At 60.0% G+C, this 26,407-nt stretch carries 17 protein-coding genes; 8 read left to right on the top strand and 9 right to left on the bottom strand.

The features are described from left to right. Positions 1 to 164 precede the first annotated feature (164 nt). The 4 genes from Poly24_RS00900 to Poly24_RS00885 all read left to right on the top strand — a co-directional run bounded on the left by Poly24_RS00900 (position 165) and on the right by Poly24_RS00885 (position 5,788). Positions 165 to 1,430 (top strand): MotA/TolQ/ExbB proton channel family protein, encoded by a 1,266-nt coding sequence (locus tag Poly24_RS00900; protein WP_197452230.1) that lies wholly within the window; start codon positions 165 to 167, stop codon positions 1,428 to 1,430. Beyond that, complete coding sequence (locus Poly24_RS00895; RefSeq protein ID WP_145089147.1) at positions 1,427 to 3,343, top strand: hypothetical protein; 1,917 nt, start codon at positions 1,427 to 1,429, stop codon at positions 3,341 to 3,343. The genes Poly24_RS00900 and Poly24_RS00895 overlap by 4 nt, the downstream gene beginning before the upstream one ends. Beyond that, positions 3,340 to 4,347: a hypothetical protein gene (locus tag Poly24_RS00890; protein WP_145089144.1), complete on the top strand. Its 1,008-nt coding sequence runs from the start codon at positions 3,340 to 3,342 to the stop codon at positions 4,345 to 4,347. Before Poly24_RS00895 ends, Poly24_RS00890 begins: the two co-directional genes overlap by 4 nt. 280 nt (positions 4,348 to 4,627) lie before the next feature. Beyond that, a complete protein-coding gene (locus Poly24_RS00885; RefSeq protein ID WP_145089141.1) occupies positions 4,628 to 5,788 on the top strand; it encodes an exonuclease domain-containing protein in 1,161 nt (386 codons plus the stop codon). 113 nt (positions 5,789 to 5,901) lie between these two features. On the opposite strand, the gene Poly24_RS00880 is transcribed toward Poly24_RS00885, so the two are convergent. Continuing rightward, the gene (locus Poly24_RS00880) at positions 5,902 to 6,873 is read right to left on the bottom strand and encodes a 3'-5' exoribonuclease YhaM family protein (protein ID WP_231753396.1); all 972 of its coding nucleotides are present in this window, start codon (positions 6,871 to 6,873) and stop codon (positions 5,902 to 5,904) included. Between the two features lie 356 nt (positions 6,874 to 7,229). Between Poly24_RS00880 and proS the strand changes: the two genes are divergently transcribed. Then, complete coding sequence (gene proS / locus Poly24_RS00875; protein WP_145089138.1) at positions 7,230 to 8,744, top strand: proline--tRNA ligase; 1,515 nt, start codon at positions 7,230 to 7,232, stop codon at positions 8,742 to 8,744. 196 nt (positions 8,745 to 8,940) lie between these two features. On the opposite strand, the gene Poly24_RS00870 is transcribed toward proS, so the two are convergent. Together Poly24_RS00870 and Poly24_RS00865 are read right to left on the bottom strand one after the other, a co-directional pair. Then, positions 8,941 to 14,016 carry a PVC-type heme-binding CxxCH protein gene (locus Poly24_RS00870; protein WP_145089135.1) on the bottom strand — a complete coding sequence of 1,692 codons (5,076 nt, stop codon included), beginning with the start codon at positions 14,014 to 14,016 and terminating at the stop codon, positions 8,941 to 8,943. A gap of 12 nt (positions 14,017 to 14,028) precedes the next feature. Continuing rightward, positions 14,029 to 15,447: a neutral/alkaline non-lysosomal ceramidase N-terminal domain-containing protein gene (locus Poly24_RS00865; protein ID WP_145089132.1), complete on the bottom strand. Its 1,419-nt coding sequence runs from the start codon at positions 15,445 to 15,447 to the stop codon at positions 14,029 to 14,031. Between the two features lie 260 nt (positions 15,448 to 15,707). Between Poly24_RS00865 and Poly24_RS00860 the strand changes: the two genes are divergently transcribed. Next, positions 15,708 to 16,115, top strand: a complete 408-nt coding sequence (locus tag Poly24_RS00860) for a DUF1294 domain-containing protein (RefSeq protein WP_197452229.1) — start codon at positions 15,708 to 15,710, stop codon at positions 16,113 to 16,115. A gap of 603 nt (positions 16,116 to 16,718) precedes the next feature. Here the strand turns inward: Poly24_RS00860 and Poly24_RS26810 are convergent. The 3 genes from Poly24_RS26810 to Poly24_RS00850 all read right to left on the bottom strand — a co-directional run bounded on the left by Poly24_RS26810 (position 16,719) and on the right by Poly24_RS00850 (position 19,389). Beyond that, the gene (locus tag Poly24_RS26810; RefSeq protein ID WP_197452228.1) at positions 16,719 to 16,880 is read right to left on the bottom strand and encodes a hypothetical protein; all 162 of its coding nucleotides are present in this window, start codon (positions 16,878 to 16,880) and stop codon (positions 16,719 to 16,721) included. Positions 16,881 to 17,005: 125 nt separating this feature from the next. Beyond that, positions 17,006 to 18,073, bottom strand: coding sequence for an arsenosugar biosynthesis radical SAM (seleno)protein ArsS (gene arsS / locus Poly24_RS00855; protein ID WP_145089129.1), 1,068 nt, complete (start codon positions 18,071 to 18,073; stop codon positions 17,006 to 17,008). A 137-nt stretch (positions 18,074 to 18,210) separates the two neighbouring features. Beyond that, complete coding sequence (locus Poly24_RS00850) at positions 18,211 to 19,389, bottom strand: methyltransferase domain-containing protein (protein WP_145089126.1); 1,179 nt, start codon at positions 19,387 to 19,389, stop codon at positions 18,211 to 18,213. A 305-nt stretch (positions 19,390 to 19,694) separates the two neighbouring features. On the opposite strand from Poly24_RS00850, the gene Poly24_RS00845 reads away from it, so the two are divergent. Together Poly24_RS00845 and Poly24_RS00840 are read left to right on the top strand one after the other, a co-directional pair. After that, the gene (locus Poly24_RS00845; RefSeq protein WP_231753395.1) at positions 19,695 to 20,471 is read left to right on the top strand and encodes a glycosyltransferase family 2 protein; all 777 of its coding nucleotides are present in this window, start codon (positions 19,695 to 19,697) and stop codon (positions 20,469 to 20,471) included. Beyond that, positions 20,471 to 22,231 carry a hypothetical protein gene (locus Poly24_RS00840; protein ID WP_145089123.1) on the top strand — a complete coding sequence of 587 codons (1,761 nt, stop codon included), beginning with the start codon at positions 20,471 to 20,473 and terminating at the stop codon, positions 22,229 to 22,231. The genes Poly24_RS00845 and Poly24_RS00840 overlap by 1 nt, the downstream gene beginning before the upstream one ends. 50 nt (positions 22,232 to 22,281) lie before the next feature. On the opposite strand, the gene Poly24_RS00835 is transcribed toward Poly24_RS00840, so the two are convergent. The 3 genes from Poly24_RS00835 to Poly24_RS00825 all read right to left on the bottom strand — a co-directional run bounded on the left by Poly24_RS00835 (position 22,282) and on the right by Poly24_RS00825 (position 26,172). Further along, on the bottom strand, positions 22,282 to 23,709 hold the full coding sequence (locus Poly24_RS00835; RefSeq protein WP_145089120.1) for a DUF11 domain-containing protein: 1,428 nt from the start codon (positions 23,707 to 23,709) through the stop codon (positions 22,282 to 22,284). Beyond that, positions 23,709 to 24,551 carry a hypothetical protein gene (locus tag Poly24_RS00830; protein WP_145089117.1) on the bottom strand — a complete coding sequence of 281 codons (843 nt, stop codon included), beginning with the start codon at positions 24,549 to 24,551 and terminating at the stop codon, positions 23,709 to 23,711. Before Poly24_RS00830 ends, Poly24_RS00835 begins: the two co-directional genes overlap by 1 nt. A 166-nt stretch (positions 24,552 to 24,717) precedes the next feature. Beyond that, complete coding sequence (locus Poly24_RS00825; RefSeq protein WP_145089114.1) at positions 24,718 to 26,172, bottom strand: hypothetical protein; 1,455 nt, start codon at positions 26,170 to 26,172, stop codon at positions 24,718 to 24,720. Positions 26,173 to 26,407 lie beyond the last annotated feature (235 nt).

Below are 26,407 nucleotides of genomic sequence, written 5' to 3'. Positions count from 1 at the left end.
CGCCCCCTGCCTGGGTTCAGTTGCGCAAACTTTAACGATCGAATCAAGTTGCACGTTTACAACGGACGATGACGGTTTGAAGTGATAGGTGTGCCGACTCTCTCGGCTGCACAGTTCGGTATCTCGCGTGCGAACGAAGGTCAACGATGGCAGGTCGAAACAATTTGTCTTCGAATAGTTGGAGTGGTCTCGCTAGCGTCGCCCTGGGCCCACTGGTGGCGGCGATCTTCTATAGCGTGCTTTACGTTTCCCCGGTCCCGTTCCTACACCGCTACTTCATGGGACACCCGGTCGCTTATGCGGCAACCGTCCTGTTTTTTGTCGCCCTGGTCGGACTGATCGTGCGGCATCTGGATACGCGTCGCCAGCTGGGAATCGTCGCCGGCCTGGCCGACAGCGAACTGAAGCCAGCGGAGCAGACGTCGTCGGATCTGGGGGAGCATGTCGCCCACTGGCTGGACCATTTGGCCCAGCTGCCGCGCAGCGAGCGCGGTTGCCAGTTGGTCCGTCGCCTGGAGGATCTGCTGGGGCGCCAGCAACGCCGCAAGACAACCCGTTTCCTGAACGACGATCTTCGCGATGTCTCGGATCGCGAAGCGGATCAATCGCACGATAGCTTGCAATTGGTGCGGATCATCGTCTGGGCGATCCCGATGCTGGGCTTCCTGGGAACCGTGGTCGGTATCACCCAGACCCTTGGTGGACTCGATTTCAGCGACGGGCAGAACGCCGTCGACAACCTGAAAGCGGGCCTTTACGTCGCCTTTGATACAACGGCGTTGGGGTTGGTTCTATCGGTGATCGCGATCTTCTTGCAGTTCCCTGTCGAGAAGAAGATGAACCACTTGATGGCGACTCTGGACCAGCGATCGATCGAAATCCTTTCGGGCGGTTTCCCCGAGGAATCGACAGCCGACCAGCCGTTGCAAGCGATCGCCGAAATGAATCGCGCCGTCTTGGCGTCGGTCAACCAATTGGTCGAAACGCAAGCCGAACTGTGGAAGAAGACCGTCGATTCGGCGCACGACCACTGGACCAGCGTCGTCGGCAACGCTGGCGATCAGGTGCAATCGGCGCTCACCGAAGCGATCCAACTGACCTTGCGAAGCCACGCCGAACACGTCGACAAAACCCACCAGAACGCTTCGCAGCAAATCGAACAACGTTGGAAGCAATGGCAGACTGCGCTCAGCGATAACGCGCGGGTCCTGATGGCGCAACAACAGACGCTTGCTCAACAGAACGAACTGCTGATCGGCACCGCCGACCGCGCCAAGGAATTGGCAGAGGTTCGCGAACTGCTGCAAACCAATACGGCGGGACTCTCGGCGATGCCGGAGATGAGCGACGCGATGCGTTCGCTGGCCCGCGCGATCGATCTGATCGTCGATCGCGTTCCATCGCAATCCCATCGGAGTAAAGCGGCATGAGCAGGCGCAGACGCCCTGGTCTAGCGCCGTCGCTGTTTCCGTTCCTTGCGGTGCTCGTCTGTACGCTAGGCACACTCATATTATTGCTCGCTTTGGTCGCCAAAGATGCCAAGGATAGCGCCGAACAAGTGGCTCAACAGCAGCGTCAAGAGATGCTGCAAGAGGTCACCGAGGTGGCGCAACAGGAACGTTGGCGGGCCGACGAGCTGCAGAACGTGCGCGACCAGCAGACCCAAGTGCTCGAAGAGCGGCGGTCGGAACTGGCGCACGTCGAAGATCACCTGCGCCGTGTTAAGCGTCAGCTGGAAGCGTTGCAGTCGGAGATTCGCAGCGCTTTGATCGAAGATACCGACGAAGCGGAACTGAAGTCGAAGATCGAAGAGCTGACGGCCGAGATCGAAGACAAGAAGGAATCGTTAGAAGATCTGAAGGAACGCAATGCCGGGCGGCGGCCTCGCGTCGCGATCATGCCTCACCGTGGTCCCAATGGAACCCAGCGTCGGCCGATCTATTTGGAATGTTCGGCGAATCAAATCGTTCTGCAGCCCGAAGGGGTTCGGATCACGATCGATGAATTGCGCGGACCGACCGGGCCGGGCAATCCGTTGGACGCTGCGCTCCGCACGATCCGCAACTACTGGGAATCGCAAGGGACCAGTGGCAGCGAGCCTCCGTATCCGCTGCTGATCGTCCGCCCCGATGGGATCATGGCCTACACCGCCGCTCGCGTTTCGATGACCGCCTGGGACGACCAGTTTGGTTACGAATTGGTCCCCGCCGATGTCGAGCTGGCGTTTCCCAAACCGGATAACGTGTTGGCCGAACGAACTGAAAAAGTGGTTGCCGAATCGGTCCGCCGCCGCGCGACGATGATCAGCGCCGTGCCGAGCCGGTATCGCCAAGGACTATCGGGATCCGACCCGATCGGCGAAGCGATCGACGACGCCACGCAGCGTCAATCGACGGGATTGGCCAGCCGCCGCAACGGTAATCATCCCGGCCAATCCCCCACGGGCTCGGGCTACTCCGGCGGCAACGGATCGGGAATGCAGGAACCGATGCAGCGATGGAACCAGAATTTCGGGTCGTCGGTCGCCAACAGCTCCGACGGTTCGACCGGCCAATATGCGCCGGGATCGATCGCCGGCCAGCCCGGTTCGCCTCAACAGACCACGACCGGTTCGATGTCAGGGCAAACCGGCGCGTCGCAATCGACGGGTCAGCCGCCGGGAGGTTCGCCTGCCGACAGCAACTCCCTGTCGCTGTCCCCTCCGGGAGGCGAAGGAAGCAACTTCGGTAGCCCTGGCGGATCACAAGGAACAGCCGGTTCCAACGCGACCGGCAGCGATTACGGTTCGCCCGATGGAGGCGACGGGACCGAAACCGATGCGTCGGGGCAGTCCTCCGCAGCCGCTGGCGGAATCGCTGCCGATGGCAGTGCCGCCGCAGGGCAAGCGTCGGCACAACAGATGGGATCGGGGGCCGACGCCAGCAGCGATCCCGATGCGGCGCAAAACGCCAGCGTTTCGGCAAGCCTCTCGGCAAGCGCTCCGCTGTCGCAACAGCGTGGCAGCGGATGGGCGATGCGTGGCAGCAAAGGGGCTTCCGATGGCCCGGCGGTCGTCCGCAACGTCAAGGTTCAATGTTACGGCAACCGATTGGTGATGATCGGCGATTCGTCCAACGACACCGACGTGATCCTTGTCGATCCGGCCGATCCATCGGCTGCGGTCGTGCGTTTGGCGGGCCTCGTTCGCCAACGCGTCGACAACTGGGGCCTGGCACTCACCGGCGGCCGCTGGCAACCGGTTCTGCAAGTGGCGATTGCTCCTGGGGGTGAAGCCAATTTTAACCAGCTGAATACCCTGCTTCATGGAAGCGGGATCGGCGTCGATGGAAGGAGCGTTCGATGAGTCGACGCAAGCGTTCCGATCAACTATCCGGCGGACACGATTCGTTCCTGGACATCGTCGCCAACCTAGTCGGCATCTTGATCATCTTGGTGGTGATCCTCGGTGCGCGGTCGCATCAGTTGGCGCAAGAGATTTTGGTCGAACCGCCGACCGAAGCGGAGCTGGCGTTGATCGATCGCGAGCATCGGACCGCGTTGTCGGTCAGCCGCGATGTCGAGCGATTGGAGAGATCGATCAGCGCCTACGACGGCGAACTGGAACATCGCCGCCAAGAACGGGAGGCGTTGATGCAATTGCTGGCCGTCGCCCAGCAGCAATGGGACGAATCGCTCGCGGAGATGGACGAACAAAAGCAAAAAACGGCGGCGCTGCAACGCGATCGCGAGATCGCCGAAAACGAACTGGCCGAACTCAGTGCCCAAGCCGCCGCATTGGAAGATGTCCCCGAATCGATCGTCGCCGTCGAACACCTGCCGACGCCGATGGCCAAGACCGTCTTTGGCGACGAGGTTCACTTTCGCTTGAAAGATGGTTTGTTGGCGATGGTTCCGATCGACGCGTTGTTAGACGAGATCAAAGAGGACTTCCAGCGGTTGGCCAGCAGTGCGCGAAGTGGCGACAAGGAATCATCGGTCGGTCCGATCCGCGACTTTGTCGCGCATTACAGCATGCAGATGTCGCGAGAAGCGGTCACGCGCGGGGGCCAGATCGGAATGGCGTCGCGCGTCCAGGTGGCCGAACTGATCATCGAACCACTGCGTGAACCGATCGGCGAACCGATCGCCCAAGCGCTGCAACCGCAATCGCAACTGGCCTATGAATTGGCCGGCCGCGATCCGGCCAGCACGACCGTCACGGTCTGGGTTTATCCGGAAAGCTTTGCCCAGTTCCGCCAAGTCAAAGAGTATCTCTACCGCATGGGCTTCGCCACCGCCGGGCGTCCCCTGCCCCACGGCCATCCGATCGCCGGCAGCCCCTCGGGCTCGCGCAGCCAGTCGCAGTAATCACCGCCCCGGCCAAGCGATACGACAACCACTTTGCCCGGCTTTGTCGCGACAGCCACAAAACCCACGAGTCGTTGGACTCGTCGCAGTCGGTCATGGTGGAACGCGTTGGAAAGCCAACGGGGCGACAGACTGGAATGATCAGCCGGGCTGCAAATCGCGGCCCCTTTCCAGTTTCTTTCTAGATGACTCGCCCTGGGCCGTTGCTCGGACAATGCCCCCTCGCCCCCCGCCAATGGTAGAATGATGCCCAACATACTTAACGAGGTAGGGCATTCAAATGAAGAGTCGTTGCGATGGCTACGCTGTGGTGGACGTGGAGACAACCGGTTTTGGAAAACACGATCGAGTCGTTGAGATTGGTTTGGTGTTGTTAGATGCGCGATATCGCGTGGTCGACGAATTCGAGACGCTGATCGATCCGCGACGCGATCTCGGCCCCACGCACATCCATCGAATTACACCGGCGATGGTTTCGGCGGCACCAACGTTCGACGAGGTGGCCGTGGCGATTGCGAGACGCATCGAAAACCGCGTTTTGGTCGCCCATAACTTACCGTTCGACCGTCGGATGCTTGCACAAGAGTTCCAGCGACTCGGTGCGGACTTCAATCCCGGTCTCGGCGTCTGCACGTTGAAGCTGACCAATCAAAAGCTTCCCGTCGCATGCCAGTCGCTGAACTTGCCCCCACCGGTTCACCATCGCGCACTCGCCGATGCAAGAGCGAGTGCGAGCATCCTGAAGACCCTCGCCCCCTCGCAGCAACAGACGCCCGCAGCCGTTTGCAACGTCCCCGGCCCATTCCTGCAACGAACGCATCGACGCTGTGCGACTGGCGAGACCCAACCGATGAGTCGCTGGCTGAGCCGACTCGTTTTCGACGAGGGCGATACGCGCCTCGTGCAATATATAGATCTGCTCGATTGGGCGTTGGATGATCTGGAATTGAGTAGCGACGAACAAACCTACCTGAATTACTCGGCAGAAGAACTTGGTCTTCGTCCCGATGAAGTCGAAAGAGCTCACGAACTCTATTTCCTGTCGATGATTGCCGGTGCAGAAAAAGACGGCGTCATAACACAGCAAGAGCATGCCGATTTGACGGCGGTCGCCAGCGCGTTAGGCATTTCGACCGATCGGGTGCCGAAGCCTTCGGCATCTGCACATGACAGCCAAGACCTCGTGCTCGGATCGGCAATCTGCTTCACAGGAAACTACATTGGAACCGACGGACGACGGTTATCGAAAGCGGAACTCGAATCGATGGCGACTCAAAGTGGCTTCACCGTTGTTGCCAATGTAACCAAGTCCAAATGTGACTGTGTCGTTGCGGTCGACCCCAACTCATCGTCAGGCAAAGCCAAACGGGCTCGCGATTATGGTAAACCCATCGTGGCAGCCGAGCGATTTTTGGAGATCGTGATGCAAGTCAATGCGTAACGCCCTGGTTGGCATCCCCGCCCCAACGAAACCCAACAAGAGGAAGCAAAGACGCGTTCCTCAGCGACGAAGTTTTCTTCTGTCCAGCTCAACACCATTGGCTCGTGCGGAGCTTAATCGATCGGCGACTTCCAGAGCTTCTTGCCCATGCTGGGGTTGTAGTTCGTCCAGTTTTTATCGCCGCTGATGTCGCTGTCGATGATGCTGGTCGCGGCAGCTAGTTTGGCGTCCAGATTATCCAGGTGATGCAGCGCGATCGCTTCGCGTGTCAGCGGCACCTTCGGGCTGCCATATTCCAGCAGGCCATGGTGGCTGAGGATCAGATGTTCCAGATGCCACTTCAGCTGTACCGGGAACGGCGACTTCGTTTCAGCTTCAACCACTGCGATCCGATCGGCCAGGTACTGGACGCCGATCACGATGTGACCGACCAATTGGCCGCGGTCGGTATAAGTGAGCTCGCCGCCGGAGGAAAGCTCTTCGGTTTTGCCGATGTCGTGCAGGAAGGCACCGGTGGTCAGCAGATCGATATCCAATTGCGGATAACGCGGCCCGATCAACTGAGCCAATTCGATCAGGTCGACGGTGTGACGCAGCAAGCCGCCGGGGAAGGCGTGGTGATTGGTGACCGCCGCCGGGGACTGCTTGAACCGCGTCATAAACTCTTCGTCGGCTAAACAAGCATCCAACAACTGACGCAGGTGAATGTTGCGGACACTCCCCAACAGTTCCTTCAGCCGCGCGAAGGCCTGCTCGCTGGCCGAGGCATCGAACATATCGAAGTCGGCCGGATCGACCTGCGACGGATCGACGGGACTGATCCCGGTCACGATCATCTGCATGTTGCCGTTATAGATCTGCGTGCGGCCTTTGACATGCAGATATTCGCTGTCTTGGCAGCGTTCGAAATCGCGATCCTCCGCGTTCCAGAACATCCCGGTCAGAGTCCCCGTCCGATCGGCCAGCTTCAGCAAAATATACTTGTTCCCCTGCCGATTGGCTCGCAACTGCTTGTCCGCAGCGCGATAAACGTCGTCGACTTGGGTTTGTTCCGAAAGCTGGTTGATAAAAAGCCGCTCAGACACCGATCGCTCCTTGGATATTTATGTAACGTTTCCCGCCGACCAACGTAGAACGCCCCACCGCTGCTGCCAAGTGCTTGCCCGATCAGAATCAGCCACAGACCGTTCATTTCGAGGACAGAAGGGGCCAGAATCAGCCTCTCCCAAGCTTCGGCCTCCTCCAATCCAGCGTTTCGTTGGGGCAAACCAGCCGCCATGCGATCGCCCCGGCTCCTCTGGGACAATTCGCTGCCAGAACATGGCGGCCGATACCTCCAATTGAAACGCCGATTAGGCCGGGGCCTAGTCCCCCAATCCTCGGAATGTTTCTACAATGTTCGCTTTGACCGTTACCCTCTTTATCCGAAGCCAAACCTGCCGTGAATAAAGCACCCAAGACCGCGATCACGCCCACCCGCGTCGACGATTATCCCGAATGGTTTCAACAAGTCATCAAAGCCGCGGATTTGGCAGAGGTATCGCCGGTTCGTGGATGCATGGTGATCAAGCCTTGGGGCTACGCCCTGTGGGAAAACATGCAGCGTGTTTTGGATGACATGTTTAAAGCGACAGGTCACCAAAACGCCTATTTCCCACTGTTCATTCCGATGAGCTTCCTGGAGAAAGAGGCGGAGCATGTCGAAGGTTTCGCCAAGGAGTGCGCGGTCGTTACGCACCATCGCCTGGAACCCGACGGCAAGGGGGGCCTGCAGCCAGCGGGCCCGCTGGAAGAGCCTTTGATCGTCCGCCCAACCAGCGAAACGATCATCGGGTCGATGTATGCCAAGTGGGTGCAGAGCTATCGCGATCTGCCGATCTTGATCAACCAATGGGCGAACGTCGTTCGCTGGGAGCTGCGAACGCGGCTGTTCCTGCGCACGGCGGAGTTCCTGTGGCAGGAAGGGCACACCGTTCACGCCACCTCCGAAGAAGCGTTGGAAGAGACGCGGAAGATGATCGACGTCTACGCCGACTTTGCCGAGAACTGGATGGCGATGCCGGTCATCCAAGGCGAGAAGACCCCCGCGGAACGCTTCCCCGGCGCGGTCTCGACCCTTTCGATCGAATCGATGATGCAAGATCGCAAAGCGTTGCAGGCCGGAACCAGCCACTTCCTGGGCCAGAACTTCTCGAAGGCTCAAGAGATCCAGTTCCAAGACCAAGACGGCAACATGCAGTTCGCATGGACGACCAGCTGGGGCGTTTCGACGCGACTGGTCGGTGCCTTGATCATGACTCACAGCGACGACGACGGCTTGGTCCTGCCACCCAAGCTGGCTCCATCGCACATCGTGCTCCTGCCGATCTACCGCGACGACGAACAACGTGCGGCGGTGCTGGAATACGTCGGCAAGCTGCGTGAAGACCTGTCGGCACAATATTACAGCGGCCGACGGATCAGCATCGAAGTCGACGACCGCGACATTCGTGGCGGCGAAAAGAAGTGGTATCACGTCAAGCGTGGCGTCCCGTTGCGACTGGAGGTCGGGCCGAAAGACATCGACAAAAACGCAGTCTTCGTCGGCCGCCGCGACACCGGCGAAACGAAGTCGATGGATCGCGATCAATTGGTCGCCGACGTCGTCGGGATGCTCGATTCGATTCAGACGAACCTGTTCGACCGAGCACTCAAGATGCGAGAAGAGAACACCTGCGAGATCGACAACGTCGACGATTTCCGCGCCTACTTTACCGCCAAGAATCCCGACCGACCGGAGATCCACGGCGGCTTCGCCAGCTGCTACTTCAGCAACGAAGACGACCTCGAACCGCTGCTGAAGGAACTGAAGGTCACGATCCGCTGCGTCCCGTTGAAAGACAACGACACGCCCGGCACCTGTTTCCTGACCGGCAAGCCCGCCGAAAAGAAAGCGATCTTCGCCAAGGCCTATTAGGTGGCGGGATAGCCGGTGCCGCAAGGAATCACCGCGACATCCGCTGGATCACGCCTGAGTTTTCCAGCGGATGCAGGCCATGCGGCCCCGGTCGGTCCAAGCTCGCCGCCGGAAAACAGCTGGCGGCGTTTTGCACGGAACGAAGCCTAAGCGGAACAGCTGATAGAACGACCATCCCCGCCGATTTCAGAGGCTGCTACTGGACAGGTTTCAGCATGATCGCTCGCAGATCCAGCAGCCACTTCTTCAGATCTTCCGTCGCTTGCAGACTGGCTGTCAACGTCGACGCTGGCAATTCGATTACACCAATTTTCACCTGTTGGTAATCGTCCCACGATCCGGTGCTGGCGACGGTGCCGGTCAGCGTTTCGTTGCCACATCGGAACTGGAACCGATTCCCCGCCGTGCCGTCGGCGCAGGCGTAGTCCAGCCAGACTTCATAGTTGCCCGCTGCGGCGACCTCCAACGTCCACTCGGCGCGATCCCGCGGGCTGCCCCAGTGGCCGATGTTTTTGTATTTCGATTCGAAGACGCAGCGATCGCCGTAGATCCGGCTCGCGGTCGCCGTCAGCGAAAGGTTTCCATCGGCAGCCGGCAGAACCGTCGCGGGATGGTTGCCGTCGAACGGCTTGGCCGGCGGACCAACATCGTCCAAGAAGGCGAGCAGATCGTTCATCTGATTGACGGGGATCAGTTTTTCAAAACCTTCGGGCATCAGCGACGTGCCGGTATTTTGAATCTGTTCGATATCCTCGCGGAGGATCGTCTTTCGCTTCCCCTCCTGCATCTGCAATTCGATCGCCGTGCTCGATTCATTGGCGATAATCCCGGCGGTCGCGACGCCATCGATCGTCAGCACGCTGTAGCCGCGGTACTTGTCTTCGACCGCTGCGTTGGGATCGAGGATCGCCGTCAGCATCGCAACGGGAGATCGGTCCTTTAGGCTTGTCAGATCGGGGCCGATCGGATGGCCGATCTCTCGCACGCGGTGACACGCGGCGCAATGCTTGGTGAAGATCGCCGCGCCACGCGACGCATCGCCATGCTGCGGCGCTGCGGTTTGATATTGTTTCATCAGCATCTGCTTGTCGGCTGCTGAACTCGATTCGCCGAACAACTTGACCGCTGCCGCTTTGACTTTGGCGCTGGCGTGCGACGCCAGTTGCTGGCGCTGGCTGGCACCAAGCGTTTGCGGCGGCAGGCGTTTCGTTTGCAGCGCGTCGATCAGGATCAGCGCCGATGCTTCGCGCGAGAGAACCGTCTCCAGGATCGCCGTCCGCACGCTGGGGCTTAACGATTCCAGACGTTCCAAAATCTCCGTCGGTTGCTTGGCGGCAAGCACGCGCGACGCAGCGACTTGGACTTCGATCGGCTCTGCCGCATCGACGAGGCCAAGCAGGTTGTTGGTGCTGTTTCCGAGCGACGCGATCATTTCGATAGCGGCCACGCGGCGAGGAACGTCGGAATCGGAATCGGTTGCCCAAGTTGTGGCATCACGGACGATCCGATCGATCTGCGATTGAACGCCTTCGTTGAGCGAGACGTTCTGTCGCCGGATCGACGCCAGCGTGCCGCTGAGCGAATCGAGCTGGTCCGCTGTTGGTTTGACATCGATCGCTGCAATCATCTCGCCCACGCGCTGCGACAAAAACTTGGCATCTTTGCTTCGCACCGCCATCTGCAAAATCGGCGACTGGAACGCTTTTGCTGCTGCCGGATATTCTTCGATCGCCTCATGGAAACCGGCCAGGTTTTGAGGGCTCAGCGAGCTGATCACCGCCGCGCGGATGTTGCCATCGCTCACCGAATCGCTAGCGATTTTGGCTAACAACTGAGTCGCGCGCGGCGATTCCGAGAAGCCCAACGAATAGGCTAACTGCAAGCGAACGTGGGGATCGGTCGCGTCGCAGGCGATCAGCGCCGAGAGCAGTTCGTCGCTGGCGGTATCGCCATTCGCCAAGAAGGATTCGGACAATCGAATCGCATGGCGGCGGACGGTTGGATGGGGATCGGCGATGGCGGCTTGCAGCGTCGCAACGTTTAAGGCTGCAAGGCCGTCGAGCGTGCAAATCGCATGCAGCCGAGCTAGCGGAGTTTCGGACGTTTTGGCGGTCGCTTGCAACAGCGGAACGACGCTGGCATCGGCGCGGTCGATCAGGATCGCTTGCGCGAGATCGCGGGTGCGGCCGTTGGGCGAGGCGAGTTGGGCGACGAGTTGTTCGTTGCTCATCGGTCCCAATTTGGCAATCGGTCGCGGTTTCTTGTCGCTTGGGTAGATCCGATAGATCCGGCCGCGATCGTGGCCAGCGCGGAGGAAGAGTTCCTTTTCGCGTTGGTCGTCGATCCATTCGGGATGTTCGATTACCAGGCGATACATGTCGGCAACCCAGAGCGCACCGTCGGGGCCGGTGGTGACTGTCGACGGCCGGAACCAACTGTCGCTGGAAGCCATGAACTCGATCCCCGCTTCGTCCGCCGGACGAACGCTCTCAAAAGTCACGCCTTGAGAGACCAATTGGCGCCGGTGGACTGCATTGTGAACCGGTTCGCAAGTGAATGTATTTTGTTGGAACTCCGGTCCCAACAGGTCGTCGCGATAGACCATCGTGCTGCAGGCCGATGTGAACTGATGTCCGCTGCCGGCGACCGGCGGCTTGTATCCCGACCAATGACTCAGCACGCGCGAGATCGGAAACAATTGAGTGTTATCGAGCCGAGCGATATTTCGCCCCGAGGCGGGAGGAGCGACCAACGGATTGCGTCGCAGATAATGATCAGCAAACACGTAATGCCGAACGGGGACCGAATTGTTGCATCCGAACCAATTGCCGTGATCGTCGCGGTGGCGGCCAAATTGCGTCTGGCCAGCTTGCACGTCCAACGATCCATCCTCGGGACGGATCCGCAGATCCTGACCGCGGATATCGATCGTTTTGCCGGTCTGTTTCGATTCGACCGTGCCGCCGCTGTCGCCATTGGCCAGATACAGCCAGTTGTCCAAACCGCGTTCGAATCCGTTGACCAAGTGCTGTTGGTTGCCTTGGGTGAAGCCGTGGTAGAGTTCGGTGCGAGTGTCCGCGGTGCCATCGCCGTCGCTGTCGGCGGCGTAGAAAATCGTCGGTGCGGCGCTAACGATCACGCCGTCGCGATAGGCGATCACGCCGGTCGGATACGGGATGTTGTCCAAGAACAGTGTCGACTTGTCGTAAGTCCCGTCGCCATCGGTATCCTCGAGGTAGCGGACGCGGCCTCCCGGCTTTCCCTTGTCGTCCAACCCCAGCGGATAATCGGCCATCTCCGCGACCCATAGCTTGCCGTCGGGGCCCCAGTCCAACGCAACGGGATCCATCACCAAAGGCTCGGCCGCGACCAACTCCACCGTAAAGCCGGGGCGAACTTGAATCGAACGCCATGACAAATCGGGACTCCGCGGCCCCGGATCGGCGTTGCCGATCAACTCGGCAAACGTGCGGCGGTCGACGCCATCGGGCAAGCGGTGCGTATCTTCGTTCTGCAACCACATGTGATCGGCGGCAAACCAAGCTCCGTTGTTCGTGCCACCACGGACGATCAGCGGGATCTCGGTCGCGGGTTCCACGTCGCGGGTGAAGTCGCCGGTCGCACTGTCGTACAACCGAATCGCCGACTGGCGCGTGTTGGAGACGATCATGTCGTCGTAGCCATCTTTGTCGAGGTCGACAAATCGCAAGCCGTTGTCGCCGCCGGTTTCATCGACGATGGCAAACGGCAGCGGCACCGGATCCGATTTCCAGTTGCCGTCGCCGCCCAACGAGTAGACCTGCCGCGTCTGTTCATTGGCGACCAAGACTTCGGAGATCCCATCGCGATCGAGGTCGCGCATCCGCACGCCTTGATCGACACCGTCGACGCTGGTCTTCACGGCGGCAAGCGGCTCGGGGAGCGGACTTCGCTCGATTCCGTCGTCGCTGACCCGATAGATCGCTTGGTCCTTCGCATTGTTAACCAACAGCGAAACGCTAGCGTCGCGCGACAGCTGACCAAAACGAACGCCCAGGTCGACGCGCTGGTTTGCCTCGCCGGCGGCTGTGAACTGGACAGGGCTTTCCAGCTCGCGCCACTCTCCGGTTTTCGGCTGCCAAATCCGGGCCAGCTTGCGATCTTCGTTGCCGATCATCACGTCGACGAAGCCATCGCGGTTGAGGTCGACGACCCGGACTCCATTGTCGCCACCACCGTCGGGACGGCGGAGCGGTTGGTCGGCCAGCAGATTCTTGTTGATCCGGTCGATACATTCCTTGAAGGTCAGGAATTTGACTCGCTTGCCATACTTCGTGTTCACCCGGTCGACGACTTCGGCGATCTGTTCGCTGCGAATCCATTCGTACGGATGAAAGACGATGTTGGCGATTCCCTGCTTGATCACCGTCGCATCGATCGCGGCGACCATGTCGTCGACGGTTCGCGGATTCTTCGGTTGTTGGATGTTCTGCGCCTGCCAGTCGTCGGGAATCGTGCAGGGGAATTCCCAACACAGCTTCCCGATCACATACGGGTAAGGGTAGTTCTCGATCTTATTGACAAACGAAGGGAACGGGATGTAGCGTCCAAAGCGTTCCTCTCCCTCTTCGGTCAGCGTGAGCGAACGTGGCAGTTGGGGATCGCGCGACGTGAAGACACAGACGACCGACGTGCTCGCCTGCAGGAAATTGCCACCAGGCGTCGTCTTGTTAATGATTTCAGCAAACCCACGCGGGCTGGGCGTGTTTTGGGAATCCATGCAAGGAAAGCGGAACGCGACAGGACGGCTGTTCGGAATCGACGACATCAGATCGACACAGCGGTCGTAGGTCGATTTGGCTTTGGCAAAGTCGCCCGCCTGCAGGCACGGACAGGGATGGTCGACCGTGTGCGTTTCGATCGACAGCCCTTCTTCCAGCCAAGCTTGCAGCTGAGGATCGGCGGGGTCGACCTGGCAGGACATGATGCTGACCGGCGCCCGGCCGTCGATCTGTTTCAACCGGTTTAGGATCGGCCGCAGATAGGTCTCGTATTTCGCGGTGTCGCGCATGTCGTCGATCCCCAGCGTCACGACCGCTTCGACGCCCGGTTCGCCAACCCATTGCGGCGTCTTCAGCTTGGCAAAGTCAGCGTGGGGATAATAGGAATCGGAATAGGCGTCGAGATAGGCAACGGGATTGTCTTGCGTTGCGTCGGGTTGAGTTGTCGTCGATTGGGCGAGCAGCGTTCCGCACCAGAACGCCGCGATCCAGCCAAAATACATCCGCAGCATGGGGTGTTGTCCTTAAGTGGTTCGCGTGAGCAATTGATTGGCAAAGTCGGCCAACTGACTGGCCGCAGCGGTTTTAAACGGCGGCAGGTCGAGGATTCGCGGGACCGTGACGGCGGCGTATTCGCCCGCCTCGTAGGCCCGCGGGTCGACGAGATACCCGATCAGATCGTCGGTGTAGCCGACAACGATCGTGTTTTTCAGCGGTGAATCGCGTTGGATCTGCAGCCCGTAATAACTGTACAGTTCGCTGGAATGGAACAGGATGCCGAGATCTCCCAGTCGCAGCGCCGTCGTGGGCGTGGCATGCGTTGTCCGCTGCAAATCCCAATCCTTCGCCGATTCGTACCAGGCTTTGGCAAAGCCGGCATCGACCCACTGGCCCGACGCACATTGTTCGGGATGCTCGCGATAGAGTTCCAGTTGCTGTTGCAACAGATCGATGTTCAGCGGCAATGCAAACGGTTCGCTGACCAGTCGCAGTTCATTGGCGTCGACCCGTTCGCTGGCGTCCAACGCGCGGTCGATCCCCTGCACGATCGCCGCCGCCGTCGGTTCGGCTTCGCCAATCCAGATGTCTCCATTCCCAGGGTTCACGTCGCCGGCGTGTCCTTGCAGGAAGCCCGGGACGATGCCATGTTTGGCTTGCACTTGATCGGCGACCAACCCGAGCCAATCGGGGCCGGCCTCGCCATCGCGATAACAGACCGGATGGCAGGCAAAGTGATACCACATCACGTCGGGTTTGTTGGCTCGTTCAAAACGCAGCACATGCAGGATCGTATCGAGCCAGCGATCTGCGGCGGTTGCATCGGCAGTGAATTCCTGGTCGGTCTTCCAGGTCGGGCTGGTTCGATTGAAGTTGCCTCCGTCGACCGAACTCTTGCCGACGTACAGTTCCGCCGCCGAGAGATCGCGATGCGCCTGGACGACGGCATCGACGACGTGCCCCAGCGTCTCTTTCAGGTAATCTTCGGGGATCGCTCCCCATTGCCGTAGATAAGAAAACGCCGGCATCGAATGGGTGTGCGTGGCGCAGACGCGGACATTGGCGGCCGGGATGCCCGTCTGCTTGGCGACCCGCTGTTGCACTTGTTGTGTGAAGCCTGGCGAGACGCTCAAAATGTCGAGCGAGACGATCGCAACGGATTGATCGGCCACTTTCATCACCAGCGCTCGGGCGGCTGTCTTTTGGCGAATCCCCGTAATTCGACGCTCTTGTCCAACCGGCTTGTGGAACCCGGCTAGCTCGATCCCCAACGGCGGCGTGGTGTCGACGACGGCGTGGCCGATCGAAAGCGAACCGCTTTTGGATGTCGCTTCCGCAGCGATCCCGTGGCAGGGCCAAGCGGCGGCGGTTGTCGCGGCACCGAGACTCGCCAGAAATCGGCGACGATCGTGAGGCGGCAGCAAAGGGGGCTGGGATTTTGGCATGGCTTGTTTTTCCTGGAGGGCTAAGGAGGGAAAGCAAAGCTGCGATCGCGGGGAGTGTTGTCGTGCGATTGGCGGGCTGGGGGAGGTGGGCCTATTGTAGTCGATCGGAGAGCGATCGTTGCCATTCGCCAAATCGGCGGATCCGCCGACTGCTGATCCGCCGAAACGCGGTAGATGTTCGTTTCGGTTGGCGGCTACACTACGTGCCGCAGCGTCGGACCGATGCTCCGCGCACGTTACCTTCGACCAAGGATGAACCGATGTTTTTTCATGCTCCGTTGCTTTCGATCGCCGTTCTCGACGGAACCGGTTCTCCGTTCGCAATCACCACGACCTCGCTGCTGTTGGCACAAAACGATTCGACCGGCGGAGTGGGGATCGGTCCGCTGGCGATGATCTACGCCGTGGTGATGTTGATTCTGTCGCTGCTGAGTTTCGCAAGCTACGGCTGGGACAAGCGGCAAGCGCGGGTGGATCGCCAGCGGATCAGCGAACGGAGATTGCACACGATCGATCTGCTGGGCGGCTGGCCCGGCGGTTGGATCGGCCGGCGGACGTTCCGTCACAAGACGAGCAAGCGATCGTTTGTGATCGTGTTTTGGATGACGGTGGTGCTGAACCTGTGCCTCGTCGGAGGGCTGTTTTATGGATTGTCTCAGCTGATCTGAGCTGCGCGGGCCGCGGCGAGCTGGCCATCGACGTTTGTCGGTAAAACACATGCCGTCGCTTCGCGACTGACGCGGCAGGTTGGGGCCTAGATTCCTGGGACTTGCGTCCTGTCAGTTATACGTAAGGCATGATGAGTTGTCGCGACCGAACGCTTGCCCGGCCAGTGAGAAGTCTTTCGTTCGTCGCAGACCGTTCCACATCGCAATCATCCATGTTAGGGCCGCAGGCTCGACCATTTGCATAGCCCAGGCCATCGGCCTGGGTTCTAGGGGCGTTGATTGACATGGTTGGGCTGAAGGCCCGGTCGATTGTCACCACCACTGCCCGGGGCGTTGCCCCTTCGCCTGTTGTGAAATGAAACCGGGCGCCGTCGGCTGATACCCAGCCCTGCAGGCTGGGCTATGCAAATTGCTGGACCTTCGGCCCGCGCCAGGCGTGCCAGGAATGTGCGTGTCCCCTTTTGCCCCTTGCTTTCGCCGTTATCTGCGACTTACGTATAACTGACAGGACTTGCGTCCCAGGCTCTTGGATGCCGTCGCTTTGCGACTGAATCGCGACTGGGCTGGGCGTCGGTTGGTGCGATTGTTGCCGAGGCCGATTGGTTAGTACGACGTGCCGGAACCTTGCGGCTTGCTGGCGGGCTCGTCGGCTGTCTCGGTCGCGGGAGCGGTTGCGGGTTCTTCCGTGGGAGTGCTGGGAGCACATCCGATCATTGGGATGCAGAGCGCGGCGGTCAGGAGAGCGAATCGAATTGCGGAGAACATCGTTGGTTTGGCCTCGGACGAATATTGTTGACGTGACGGGGAAACGAATCATCAATTTTGTCCCGCCCCGAGGCGGATGTCTGTGAGCCAACGCACAACATCCGCACAAGCTGACTGGCACAGATCTAGGCAGGCTTTTCGGTACCGATCTTGACGACCGCTCCTTGGCAACTGGAACCGTTGCCGGCGGTGCAGCCGAAGCAATGCCGGCCGGTCTGGATGCCGCGACTGGCCAGCGATTCAAAATCGAAATCGGAGATATGCCGCGGTTGCTCCGGCGACAGGCCGATGTTGAGCATCTGATTGAAATCGCAATCGAACAGATGCCCCTGCCAGTCGACCGAGACCATCGTGCGGCACATCACGCCTTCGACAGTCGCCGGATTAAACGACTCGATCAACTTTTGCATGTAGTTGTCGAATTGGTCCGACCGCAACAGATCGTCCAGAAAGCGGCTGATCGGCAGGTTGGTGATCGTGTGCAGATTCGTGAAGACGATGTCGTATCGCGACTTCAATTCGCTGCGGTAGGTCGCTTCGAGAGCGGCTTGCGATGGCGGCAGGGATGGGCCAACGGGGTTGTAGACCAGGTTCAGCGTCCGCGTCGAATCGGGTTGGCCGTAGCCGAGGGCGTTGAGCCGGCGGAGGCCATCGATCGATCGCTTGAAGACGCCGTCGCCCCGCTGGCTGTCGCAGTTCTCTTCCAGGTAACAGGGAAGCGACGCGACGACTTCCACCTCATGCTGGGCCAGGAATTCGGGCAGATCGCGATAGCCATTGGCCATCAGGATCGTCAGGTTACAACGGTCGATCACGCGGCGGCCCAGCAACGTCGCCTGTTCGACGAGCCAACGAAAGTTCGGGTTCATCTCCGGCGCACCGCCGGTGATGTCGAGCGTCGGAATATCGTGCCGAGCCAAGACGTCGATGATCGCCTCGGCGGTCGCTCGCGACATGCTCTCGCGGCGGTCGGGGCCAGCGTCGACGTGGCAATGGGTGCAGGTTTGGTTGCACAGCTTGCCGACATTGATCTGCAGCACCTCGATCCCGGTGGCGGTCAGTCGCGGCAAGCCGTTATTCGACATCGCTTCGGTGAAGTAGGGGAGCGGAGGCGTGAATTCGTCTTCGAGCACCTCGCGTTGCCGAGCGGCGTTGGCGAGTTCACTCTGTTGTCGCAGAAGAGATAATTGCATCGTGTGGATTCTTTGCGGATCGGACGGTTGATGAACGGAGACTTCGTTTAACCGCGTGGGCATCGCCCCGCGTTTCTGCTGCGTGTGCAGCCGCGGTGGGCTCGCGGTTTAACCGAAAAATTTAATACGACGGAGCGTTAGCAGCACGGCTCGTCGTCGTGGCAACTGCTGGCGTTCCCCTGGCTGGTCGCATCGTAATCGAGCCCCTTCGATTCGCGAGGATCGCGGCAAACGTTGCGTCGACAGTCGAATGATTTGGCATCTTCCAAGGCGATCGATTCCCGCGGCTCGATCGCATCGAACATCTTGGCGTACGGCGCCCGCTGGAGCAGGTGGAACGTCTTGTCACAGACCGCCATCCGCTGGCCGCGGTGATAGGTGTGACCGTCGTCGTCGACGACCTTCTTGAATGGGCCACGATAGACAACGGCTTGATTGCGTTCCAGGCATGGGCCTTGCTTGCCCTTGTGAGCGACGACGGTGACCGATCGAAATTCGATCCCCTCGACCGTCCGCCACGGTTCGCTCTGCCGTTTGACGATCTCGATGCCGTGGAATCCCGCTTCTTCAAAAGCCTGCAAGAACTTGTCCTCGCGGAACGCTCCGGTGATACATCCCGACCACAACTCGGGATCCTGCTGCAAGCGATCGGGGACATCTTCATCGCTGACGATATCGCTGATCGCCGCCCGTCCGCCGCGACGCAAGACGCGGAAGATCTCCGAAAACAGCGGCCGACGATCCTGTTGTCGGACCAGGTTTAGCACGCAATTCGAGAGAACGCAATCGACCGAATCGTCGGCGACCAGCGGTTGCTGACGGCGCAGACGCTCTTCGGTCTGACGCAGCGAAAGGTAACCGGCCGGATCGTGGACCGGGTGCTCGGCCAGTTCGCTAGCCAACAGGTCGAGGTCGAGTCCCAGGTCTTGGATCAATCCGTAACGGAAATCGACGTTGGCGTATCCGATCGTCTCGGCGACTGTCGAGGTGTGCTTGCGAGCCAGGTCGAGCATTTCGCGATTGCAGTCGACGCCGATCACACGTCCCTCGCGACCGACGACTTGCGACGCGATGTAGCAGAGCTTGCCGCCGCCGCTGCCTAGATCGAGCACCGTCTCGCCGGGACGAACGTAGGGAGTTGGGTCGCCACAGCCGTAGTCGCGTTCGATGATCTCTTGCGGAATCGCGGCCAGCAGGTCGGTGTTGTATTCGACGGGGCAGCAGAGTGCGGGTTCGACGGCATGGGCTGCGGCGGCATAACGATCGTAAACAGAGGATTCAGAAGACGGAGCCTCGGCGGTCGTCGTGGTCTTCATTCGCGGTTTCCTTCCAGGAGACAAGGATTGGCTGGCAACACGCAGGTCGATGCGTGTGGTTTCGTCAAGGTAGACGGTCTCAGTTGTCAGTCCTTACGAATTCTATTCGTTTTTTCTAGGGAATGGCATTCGGCGGCTGTAAAAGTGGACGGGGGAACACGATCGTTGGGCCAAGCGGTTGAAGCTCGGCAAGAACGGACATTTGGCGGACCTGTGAGCGAATTCACAGATCCCGATGCAAGACGGTACTAAATTGCAGCATCTGCATCGCGATCTCGATGCGTCGCCCCAATACGATGTCCCAGGTGACCGCTATCAATCAAGCCGAATCCGCAGCCGTGAGCGCTGCGGCGAATCCCGTCGCGTCGCATCTGCAATCCGTTGTCGTCGTGATCCCCGCGCTGAACGAAGAGCGATCGCTGCCGTTGGTTCTGGGCGATCTGCCCGACGTCGGCCAAGTGATCGTGATCGATAACGGCTCGACCGACCGGACCGCCGATGTCGCCAGAGCGGGCGGAGCGGTTGTCGTCAGCGAGTCGCAGCGAGGTTATGGAGCGGCTTGCTTGCGTGGTCTGGCGACGATTGAACAACAGATAAATGACGGGCGTGCGGCACCCGAGATCGTCGTCTTTCTGGATGCCGACTACAGCGATCACCCCGATCTTTTGCCGCGGTTGGTGGCGCCGATCTTCATGGGGCAAGCCGATTTTGTGCTCGGGTCGCGACTGCTGGGAGAACGCGAAAAGGGAGCGATGCCGCCGCAAAGCGTCTACGGCAATCGACTCGCTTGCTTCTTGATGCGGCTGCTGTTTAGTGCCCGCTACACCGATCTGGGCCCGTTCCGCGCGATCGACTACGGCAAGCTGTGCGATTTAAAGATGGCCGACGAGAACTTCGGCTGGACGATCGAGATGCAGATCAAAGCGATCTTTGCCCATCTGCGTTATCTGGAGATTCCAGTTCCCTACCGCAACCGCGTCGGGACCAGCAAGATCAGCGGAACGGTTAGCGGAACGATCAAAGCCGGCTCAAAGATCCTCTACACGGTCGCTCGCTATGGTTTGCGACGGGGATCGATGTGATGGATGGTGCCGACCGACCGCACGATCGAACAGCTGTCGCAACGCGATCGCTGGCCGTTTTGGCGATCGTTTCAATTGGGCTGTATGCGGCAATCGCCTGGCTCAGCTGGCAGTTCGATTACCACGCGGCAGGCGTCGACCGACCGATCCTTGCTGTCTTAGGACTATTCGCCGTCGCGTTCGCACTCTATCTGATCGCGATCCGAATCGTGGCTGCCGGTCCGGGCAACCTGAAGTTGGTTGTTGTGGCGGCGATTGGGTTTCGGATCGTGATGCTCTTCTCGGTGCCGATTCAAGAGGTCGATATCTATCGGTACCTGTGGGACGGGGCGGTCTCGGTGGCGGGAGTGAGCCCCTATCAATACAGTCCACAACAGGTTCAGGATGCTGCGTTTTCAACGACCGTCGATCCCCAACTGCAGCGATTGATCGCGGTCTTGGATCGAGAGCATCCGCTGGCGGAGATCTTGGCTCGCGTTCACTTTCCCGAATTGCCAACGATCTATCCGCCGACCAGCCAAGTGGTCTTTGCGGCCAGCGAAATCACGACGCCCGCCGGTGCGTCGCTGCTGGCCCGCCTCTTCATCATGAAGGCGTGGCTGATCGGATTCGACATCGCGACGCTGCTGGTGGTGATCGGATTGCTGCGGGCGTGCGGGCGATCTGCCGATCTATGCGTGATCTACGCCTGGTGTCCGCTGTTGATGAAAGAGGTCGCCGGGAGTGGTCACTTGGACGCGATCGCCGTCTTCTTCACAGCGCTGTCGATCTACCTGGCCGTCCGGCTGTTGAAACGAGACGCTGCGACGGTGAAGCCCAGCGACCTTGGATTGGCAGGCGTCGCGATCACGCTCGCACTAGCCATCGGTGCCAAGTTGTACCCTGTCGTGCTGGCACCGCTGATGGTGTTGGTTGTCGCCCGCAGATTTGGCTGGCAGCATTTGCTGATGCCCGGAGCCGTCCTGGCCGTTGGAACGCTGCTGCTGTTGCGGCCGATGATGCCACGCGATGCGGAAGTTGCTGAACCGATCGTGTCACTCGTCGCGGAGGACTCCGGCGGTTCGATGCCTGAGCCGATCGAGGTGATCTCGATCGCACCTCCCAGCCCACCGGCGACCGATCCCAGCCTGGGCGTGGCGACGTTTTTGAAACGCTGGGAAATGAACGACTTCCTATTTTTGATCCTGATCGAAAACCTGAAGCCGACCAGCGAGCTACCATCCGATCGCATCGCCTGGTTTTCGATCGTTCCCGACGCGGTCCGAGAGAGCGTCCGCGAAACGGCTCAGCAATCGATGGGCATCGAAGCGGCAGAGGCTCCGTTTTTTGTCGCGCGAGCGATCACAGCCGTCGCGTTTTTGCTGGTCGCAATCGGGCTGGCGTGGCGAGCTTCCTCCGCTGCCGACGGGGCGTTGTTTTGCGAAGCCGTCTTCCTGACGCTGGCCTGGTTCTGGCTGCTGTGCCCCACGCAGAATCCGTGGTACTGGAGCTGGGCGCTGCCCTTCCTGCCGTTTGCCCGCGGGAGAGCTTGGTTGGCGGTCAGCGGACTGGTGCTGATCTACTACCTGCGATTCTGGCTGGACTATCACCACGCCGACACCACCGTCTTGGGCACCCGATACGCCGGAGTCGCATTCTACGACTTTGTCATCACCTGGCTCGAGTTCGCGCCCTGGATGGCCTTCCTAGCAATCGACGCCTGGCGACGCCGGAGCGGACGATTTCTCCTTTCCCCCAAACGTTGTTCGGAGGACGGATGAAATGCGTTCTGCCCAACTGAGCAATCGATCGACTCGATGAGTCGACGCGGTTAGCGGACCTTGCACTTGAAGCGGATCACGCAGCCTTCGCCAACGCCGAGAGTCTCGGTCAGTCCCCATCGCAGTCGCAGCGATTGGCCCTCGTTGTCTTGGGCACTGAAGTTCGCTCCCTTGGTGCAGGTCTGACTTCCTTCGACGTATTCCAGTCGTGTCGTCAGGTTGTCGAGGATCGCGACGTTGCTGACCGGTTGGTCGCCAACGTTGTCGAATCGCAAGACGAAGTGAACAAACTCGCCCGGCAATGCGTTCTGCTTGTCAGCCAGTTTGATCAGACGAACGCGCCCCTTGCCGACTTCGAAGATCTTCAGCTCTTCAGGCTTCTGGTCGTTGGTTGCGATCCCAACCACTTCTTCGTCGATCACGACTTGAGCTCCCTCTTCGCTGCTCCACGCGATCGCAGCCTGCCCGGCTTTTGCAAGCCAAGGTTTGTCGGCATCGCGAAGCACGCCCTGTTCGATGATCGAGAGTCCCGCCAGGACGGCGATCACATCTTCGGCTAGCAACGGTTGCACGACGTTTTCTGCTGGCACGCCGCGGTTGCGATCACGCAACGCATCGGGGCCCATCGTGCGGACGTTGCGTTCGGGTCCCAGCGGCTGCATGACAGCGCTGCTCGGTTGACGCAGATCGATCCCGATCGGACCTCGAGGCAGATCGACTCGCTGCGTCGCCAAAACGTTTTCGCCGGTCACGGCGGAGGTGACTTTGCGAACGGCGGCAAATCGCGGTGCGTAAACGCAGACGCGGTTGCTAGGTTCGACGTACGTCAGCCCGTCTTGCGTTTCATAATGAACGATCGTGTCTTCCAGCCCCAAGCCGCCGACGTCGTTGTTCAACAACACACGGGCGCTCGGCATCCGGTCGCCACCATCGCACAAGTATTCGTTTGGATCGCCGGGGAATTGGCAGACCATCGGCGTTGGGCATTGAGCCGTCCCGCAGCAGGCGCATCCAGTGTTGTCGGGCATGCAGGTCGCACAGCCGCCGTTGCAAGCGGTGCAGGCGCCGCCGGCCAAGCCGCTGGAGAGGCGATTCCGGAATCCGGCAGTCTCATAGACACCGGGGTAGTTGTCGGGCGTATAGGTCGGCGCGGTGACTTCGGTCTGTCCGCCGGGCGCCGCGACCAATTGCTGGTGCGTGACCAACGCGACTCCCGCAGCGGCATTGCCGGTCGGTGCCGCGGCCGGATATCCGGCAGCGGTCGCTTGTGGTGCCGGTGGCATCGCGGGCGCAGCGGTTGGCGTCGACGCGAATTGCTGTGCTGGATGCGGCTGCGACGGATGGCTCGCTCGCTGCGCCATCGGTTGCGATGGAGCAGGGGCCAGCGACTGGCAACCGCTTGTTGCGATCGACAATCCGAGTAGGCCGAGAGCGTAGAGCGACGACGCTTGGATGCGGAGGAAGGCAAGCGATGGCATTATCGAACAACTCCAGAATCGATCGGCAAGGCATACGGTCGAGCAATTCTCGTCTGCTCGGTCGATGGGATCACTTGCGTGGGAACGTCGTCTCGCGGAATGTGAGGTGTGCGAATCGCAGCGGTTTGTCCCTCGGGCGTCAACGCCTCGGTTCGCGGCGATTGCAGCGGCAGCCAATACGGGCAGCCCATCAGGAAGGCGTTCATATAAGTCGGATCCGACGGTGGCGTCCGCGAACCATAACGAATGATCGCCACGGGTCGGCCCAGCGTGTCGGCAACATCCAGGGCGTCTTGATGCGGTTGGATGTCGAAGTCGCGCTGCTCGCCGGGCCTGTCGGCTAGCGGCAGTGCGGTCGAAGGATCTTCCAGGTAGATCACTCGCGTAACGAGGTTGCCACGCAGCGCGTGCAACATGTCGTCGTTGCTGATCACGATCGGAATCGCAAACCGCACCTCTTGCCCAGCGGGCGGATAGACGCGGTCGATCAATTCGATCGTCGGATAGATTTCGTAGCCTTCGAACAACGGGATCTCGGTGATCCGAACTCGATAGACGTTGCCGAGTTCAAATCCGGCGTAGACCGGTTCGGCGGTATCGGCTTGAAACATGTTGCCGATCGCCAGGGAGACCTTCGCGGTCCCTTCGGCGGTGATTTTCACCGGCTGGTACTGGCACTGTACCGGGCCGCGGAGATCGCGTCGGAATTGACCGATCGCGCCGGGCGGCATGTTGTCGTTGAACAGGCGATGGCGCTGCGGTTGCTGCGCTGTCGCAAGGGTTGCCAACAGCAAGCTTGCGACGATGAAGCTGGTTCGGATTGGAAAGTTTTTCACTTGCATCGAAACGCTTCTCACCGTTTTTGCCGTTTTGCCGTAGCCTGCGACGCTTACTTTATTGAGCAAGGCAACCGCCTGGTGATTACCGGGGCGGTTGCGTTTCCATTTCAGCGGCCGGTGATGTTCCGGCCGCCGTCGTTTATTCAGACCCGTGTTGGATCAACCGGTCTTATTCCGGTGGGCAATAAGCACCGCCACCAGGAACGGTTCCCGGAGCATTCGGGCTGGAGACCGCTTGGCTTCCCTGGGTGTAACCAGGTCGTCCGTAAGCTGTTCCAGGATGAATGTTCTGCTCCGTGATGTTGATCCGACTGACAGGATGCGGATAGCTGTAGCCAGGTTGCAACTTGACGCCGATCTTGACGTCCTTGACCGGTGCCGGCATCACGCTGCGAGTGCGGTTGGTCATCGTGTGGCTCTTCAGGCTAGCCGGTCCACCCAATGGAATGTGAGGTGGTCCAGGCAATCCGATTGGTGTGCCGGTGATCGGCATACCGTACTGAGGCACGGTGACGCCCGAGATCATGCCTGGCAGACCAGGTGGCATAGGTGCTCCGCCTGGAATTCCCATCGGTCCACAGCTGCCATCGCCACAGTTGCCCATCGCGTATCCACCGGCTCCCGCCATTCCCATCATGTAACCGCCCGCTCCGTTTGGCATGCCCCCCAGCATGGCTCCGGTTCCCATCTGTCCAGCCATCTCGATGTCCTTGTCGCCAAGTCGCAAGATAGCCAGGATCGAACCACGGCGGTCGGCTTCGATGATCGGATCGACACCTGGATCCAAGCGAGTGCTAACCAGCGTATCGATGCCGGCCAGTGCTGGACCTTGGAAGTCGGGATCTGGAAGATAGATCACCTTGGTGACAAAGTTGCCAGTCAAGACTTGATCGAGATCTTCTTCGGTGATCTGGATTGGAATCGAATTGTGCGCCAGGTAGGCACCGGTACGCGGATTGCCTGGAGCGATTTCGAGACTTGGATACAGTTCGACCCCTTCGCGGCCAACGATGTTGGTCAGCTTCAGGCGGTACAAACCGCCGGCGGGGAAGTTTTGGCGCGCTGGAACGACCAGCGGTTCGCTGTCGAAGCTGCCGCCACCGGACACATCGTATTGAACGTGCATCGAATCGGGGCGAGCAAACGTGACTTGAACCGTGGGGTTCATTTGGAACGCAGCTTGGATGATTTCACCGCCGCCATCGCCCATGCCGCCACTGCAGCTGGAGCAACCGCAACCGCTCGATCCCTTGCAAACGTTGCTCATCCCGCTGCCATACATTCCATTGAATGCGGCTTGGGCAATCGGCGAAGGCATTTCTGCGACTTGCGATCCAGGTGCGTTAGCTCCTGGTGGCATTCCAGGGCCCATTTGGCCAGGGCCCATCATCGGTCCGCCACCCATCATGGGGCCAGGTCCCATACCGGGGCCTCCCATCATCGGTCCGCCGCCACCCATCTGCATCGCAGGTGGAGCCAACACGCCGGGGCCGGGGCCGCCGACGCCAGGGCCGGGCTGCATCATGCGCTCGGCCGGTGGCAGATTGTGGCGGACGGGTGCGCAACCGGTGACCAGCACCGTCCCCGCAATACAAAGCATTAGGTGGGTCAGTCCGATTCTCATGTGATTCCTCTTCGACTTGGTCTGTCCGTAGACCGAGAACTTTGGCGTCCGAAACGTTTTTCTTGCCCGACGTTGCCGTCACGCTTCGACTTCAGCCATCAGTAGCTGATTGCGTTTAGCAGCTTGATCAGCCTGGACCCCTGGAAGGGTTCGGGCCTAGAATCCGCGCGGCGACGAATTCAGCTACTGCCTTTGTGCATCGGCATGTTTCCACCTGATTCTTTGACAAAATCCG

Origin of the sequence: Rosistilla carotiformis, from assembly GCF_007753095.1 — a bacterium.
GTDB classification, from domain to species: domain Bacteria; phylum Planctomycetota; class Planctomycetia; order Pirellulales; family Pirellulaceae; genus Rosistilla; species Rosistilla carotiformis.
The sequence above is the reverse complement of the archived record's forward strand: the minus strand, read 5'-3'. Positions and strand labels throughout refer to the sequence as shown.

Coding starts and splice junctions, on each gene's coding strand:
- Poly24_RS00895 (WP_145089147.1), top strand. CDS start 1,427: ATGAGCAGGCGCAGACGCCCTGGTCTAGCGCCGTCGCTGTTTCCGTTC.
- Poly24_RS00890 (WP_145089144.1), top strand. CDS start 3,340: ATGAGTCGACGCAAGCGTTCCGATCAACTATCCGGCGGACACGATTCG.
- Poly24_RS00885 (WP_145089141.1), top strand. CDS start 4,628: ATGAAGAGTCGTTGCGATGGCTACGCTGTGGTGGACGTGGAGACAACC.
- Poly24_RS00870 (WP_145089135.1), bottom strand. CDS start 14,016: ATGCTGCGGATGTATTTTGGCTGGATCGCGGCGTTCTGGTGCGGAACG.
- Poly24_RS00865 (WP_145089132.1), bottom strand. CDS start 15,447: ATGCCAAAATCCCAGCCCCCTTTGCTGCCGCCTCACGATCGTCGCCGA.
- Poly24_RS00860 (WP_197452229.1), top strand. CDS start 15,708: ATGTTTTTTCATGCTCCGTTGCTTTCGATCGCCGTTCTCGACGGAACC.
- Poly24_RS26810 (WP_197452228.1), bottom strand. CDS start 16,880: ATGTTCTCCGCAATTCGATTCGCTCTCCTGACCGCCGCGCTCTGCATC.
- arsS (WP_145089129.1), bottom strand. CDS start 18,073: ATGCAATTATCTCTTCTGCGACAACAGAGTGAACTCGCCAACGCCGCT.
- Poly24_RS00850 (WP_145089126.1), bottom strand. CDS start 19,389: ATGAAGACCACGACGACCGCCGAGGCTCCGTCTTCTGAATCCTCTGTT.
- Poly24_RS00840 (WP_145089123.1), top strand. CDS start 20,471: ATGGATGGTGCCGACCGACCGCACGATCGAACAGCTGTCGCAACGCGA.
- Poly24_RS00835 (WP_145089120.1), bottom strand. CDS start 23,709: ATGCCATCGCTTGCCTTCCTCCGCATCCAAGCGTCGTCGCTCTACGCT.
- Poly24_RS00830 (WP_145089117.1), bottom strand. CDS start 24,551: ATGCAAGTGAAAAACTTTCCAATCCGAACCAGCTTCATCGTCGCAAGC.
- Poly24_RS00825 (WP_145089114.1), bottom strand. CDS start 26,172: ATGAGAATCGGACTGACCCACCTAATGCTTTGTATTGCGGGGACGGTG.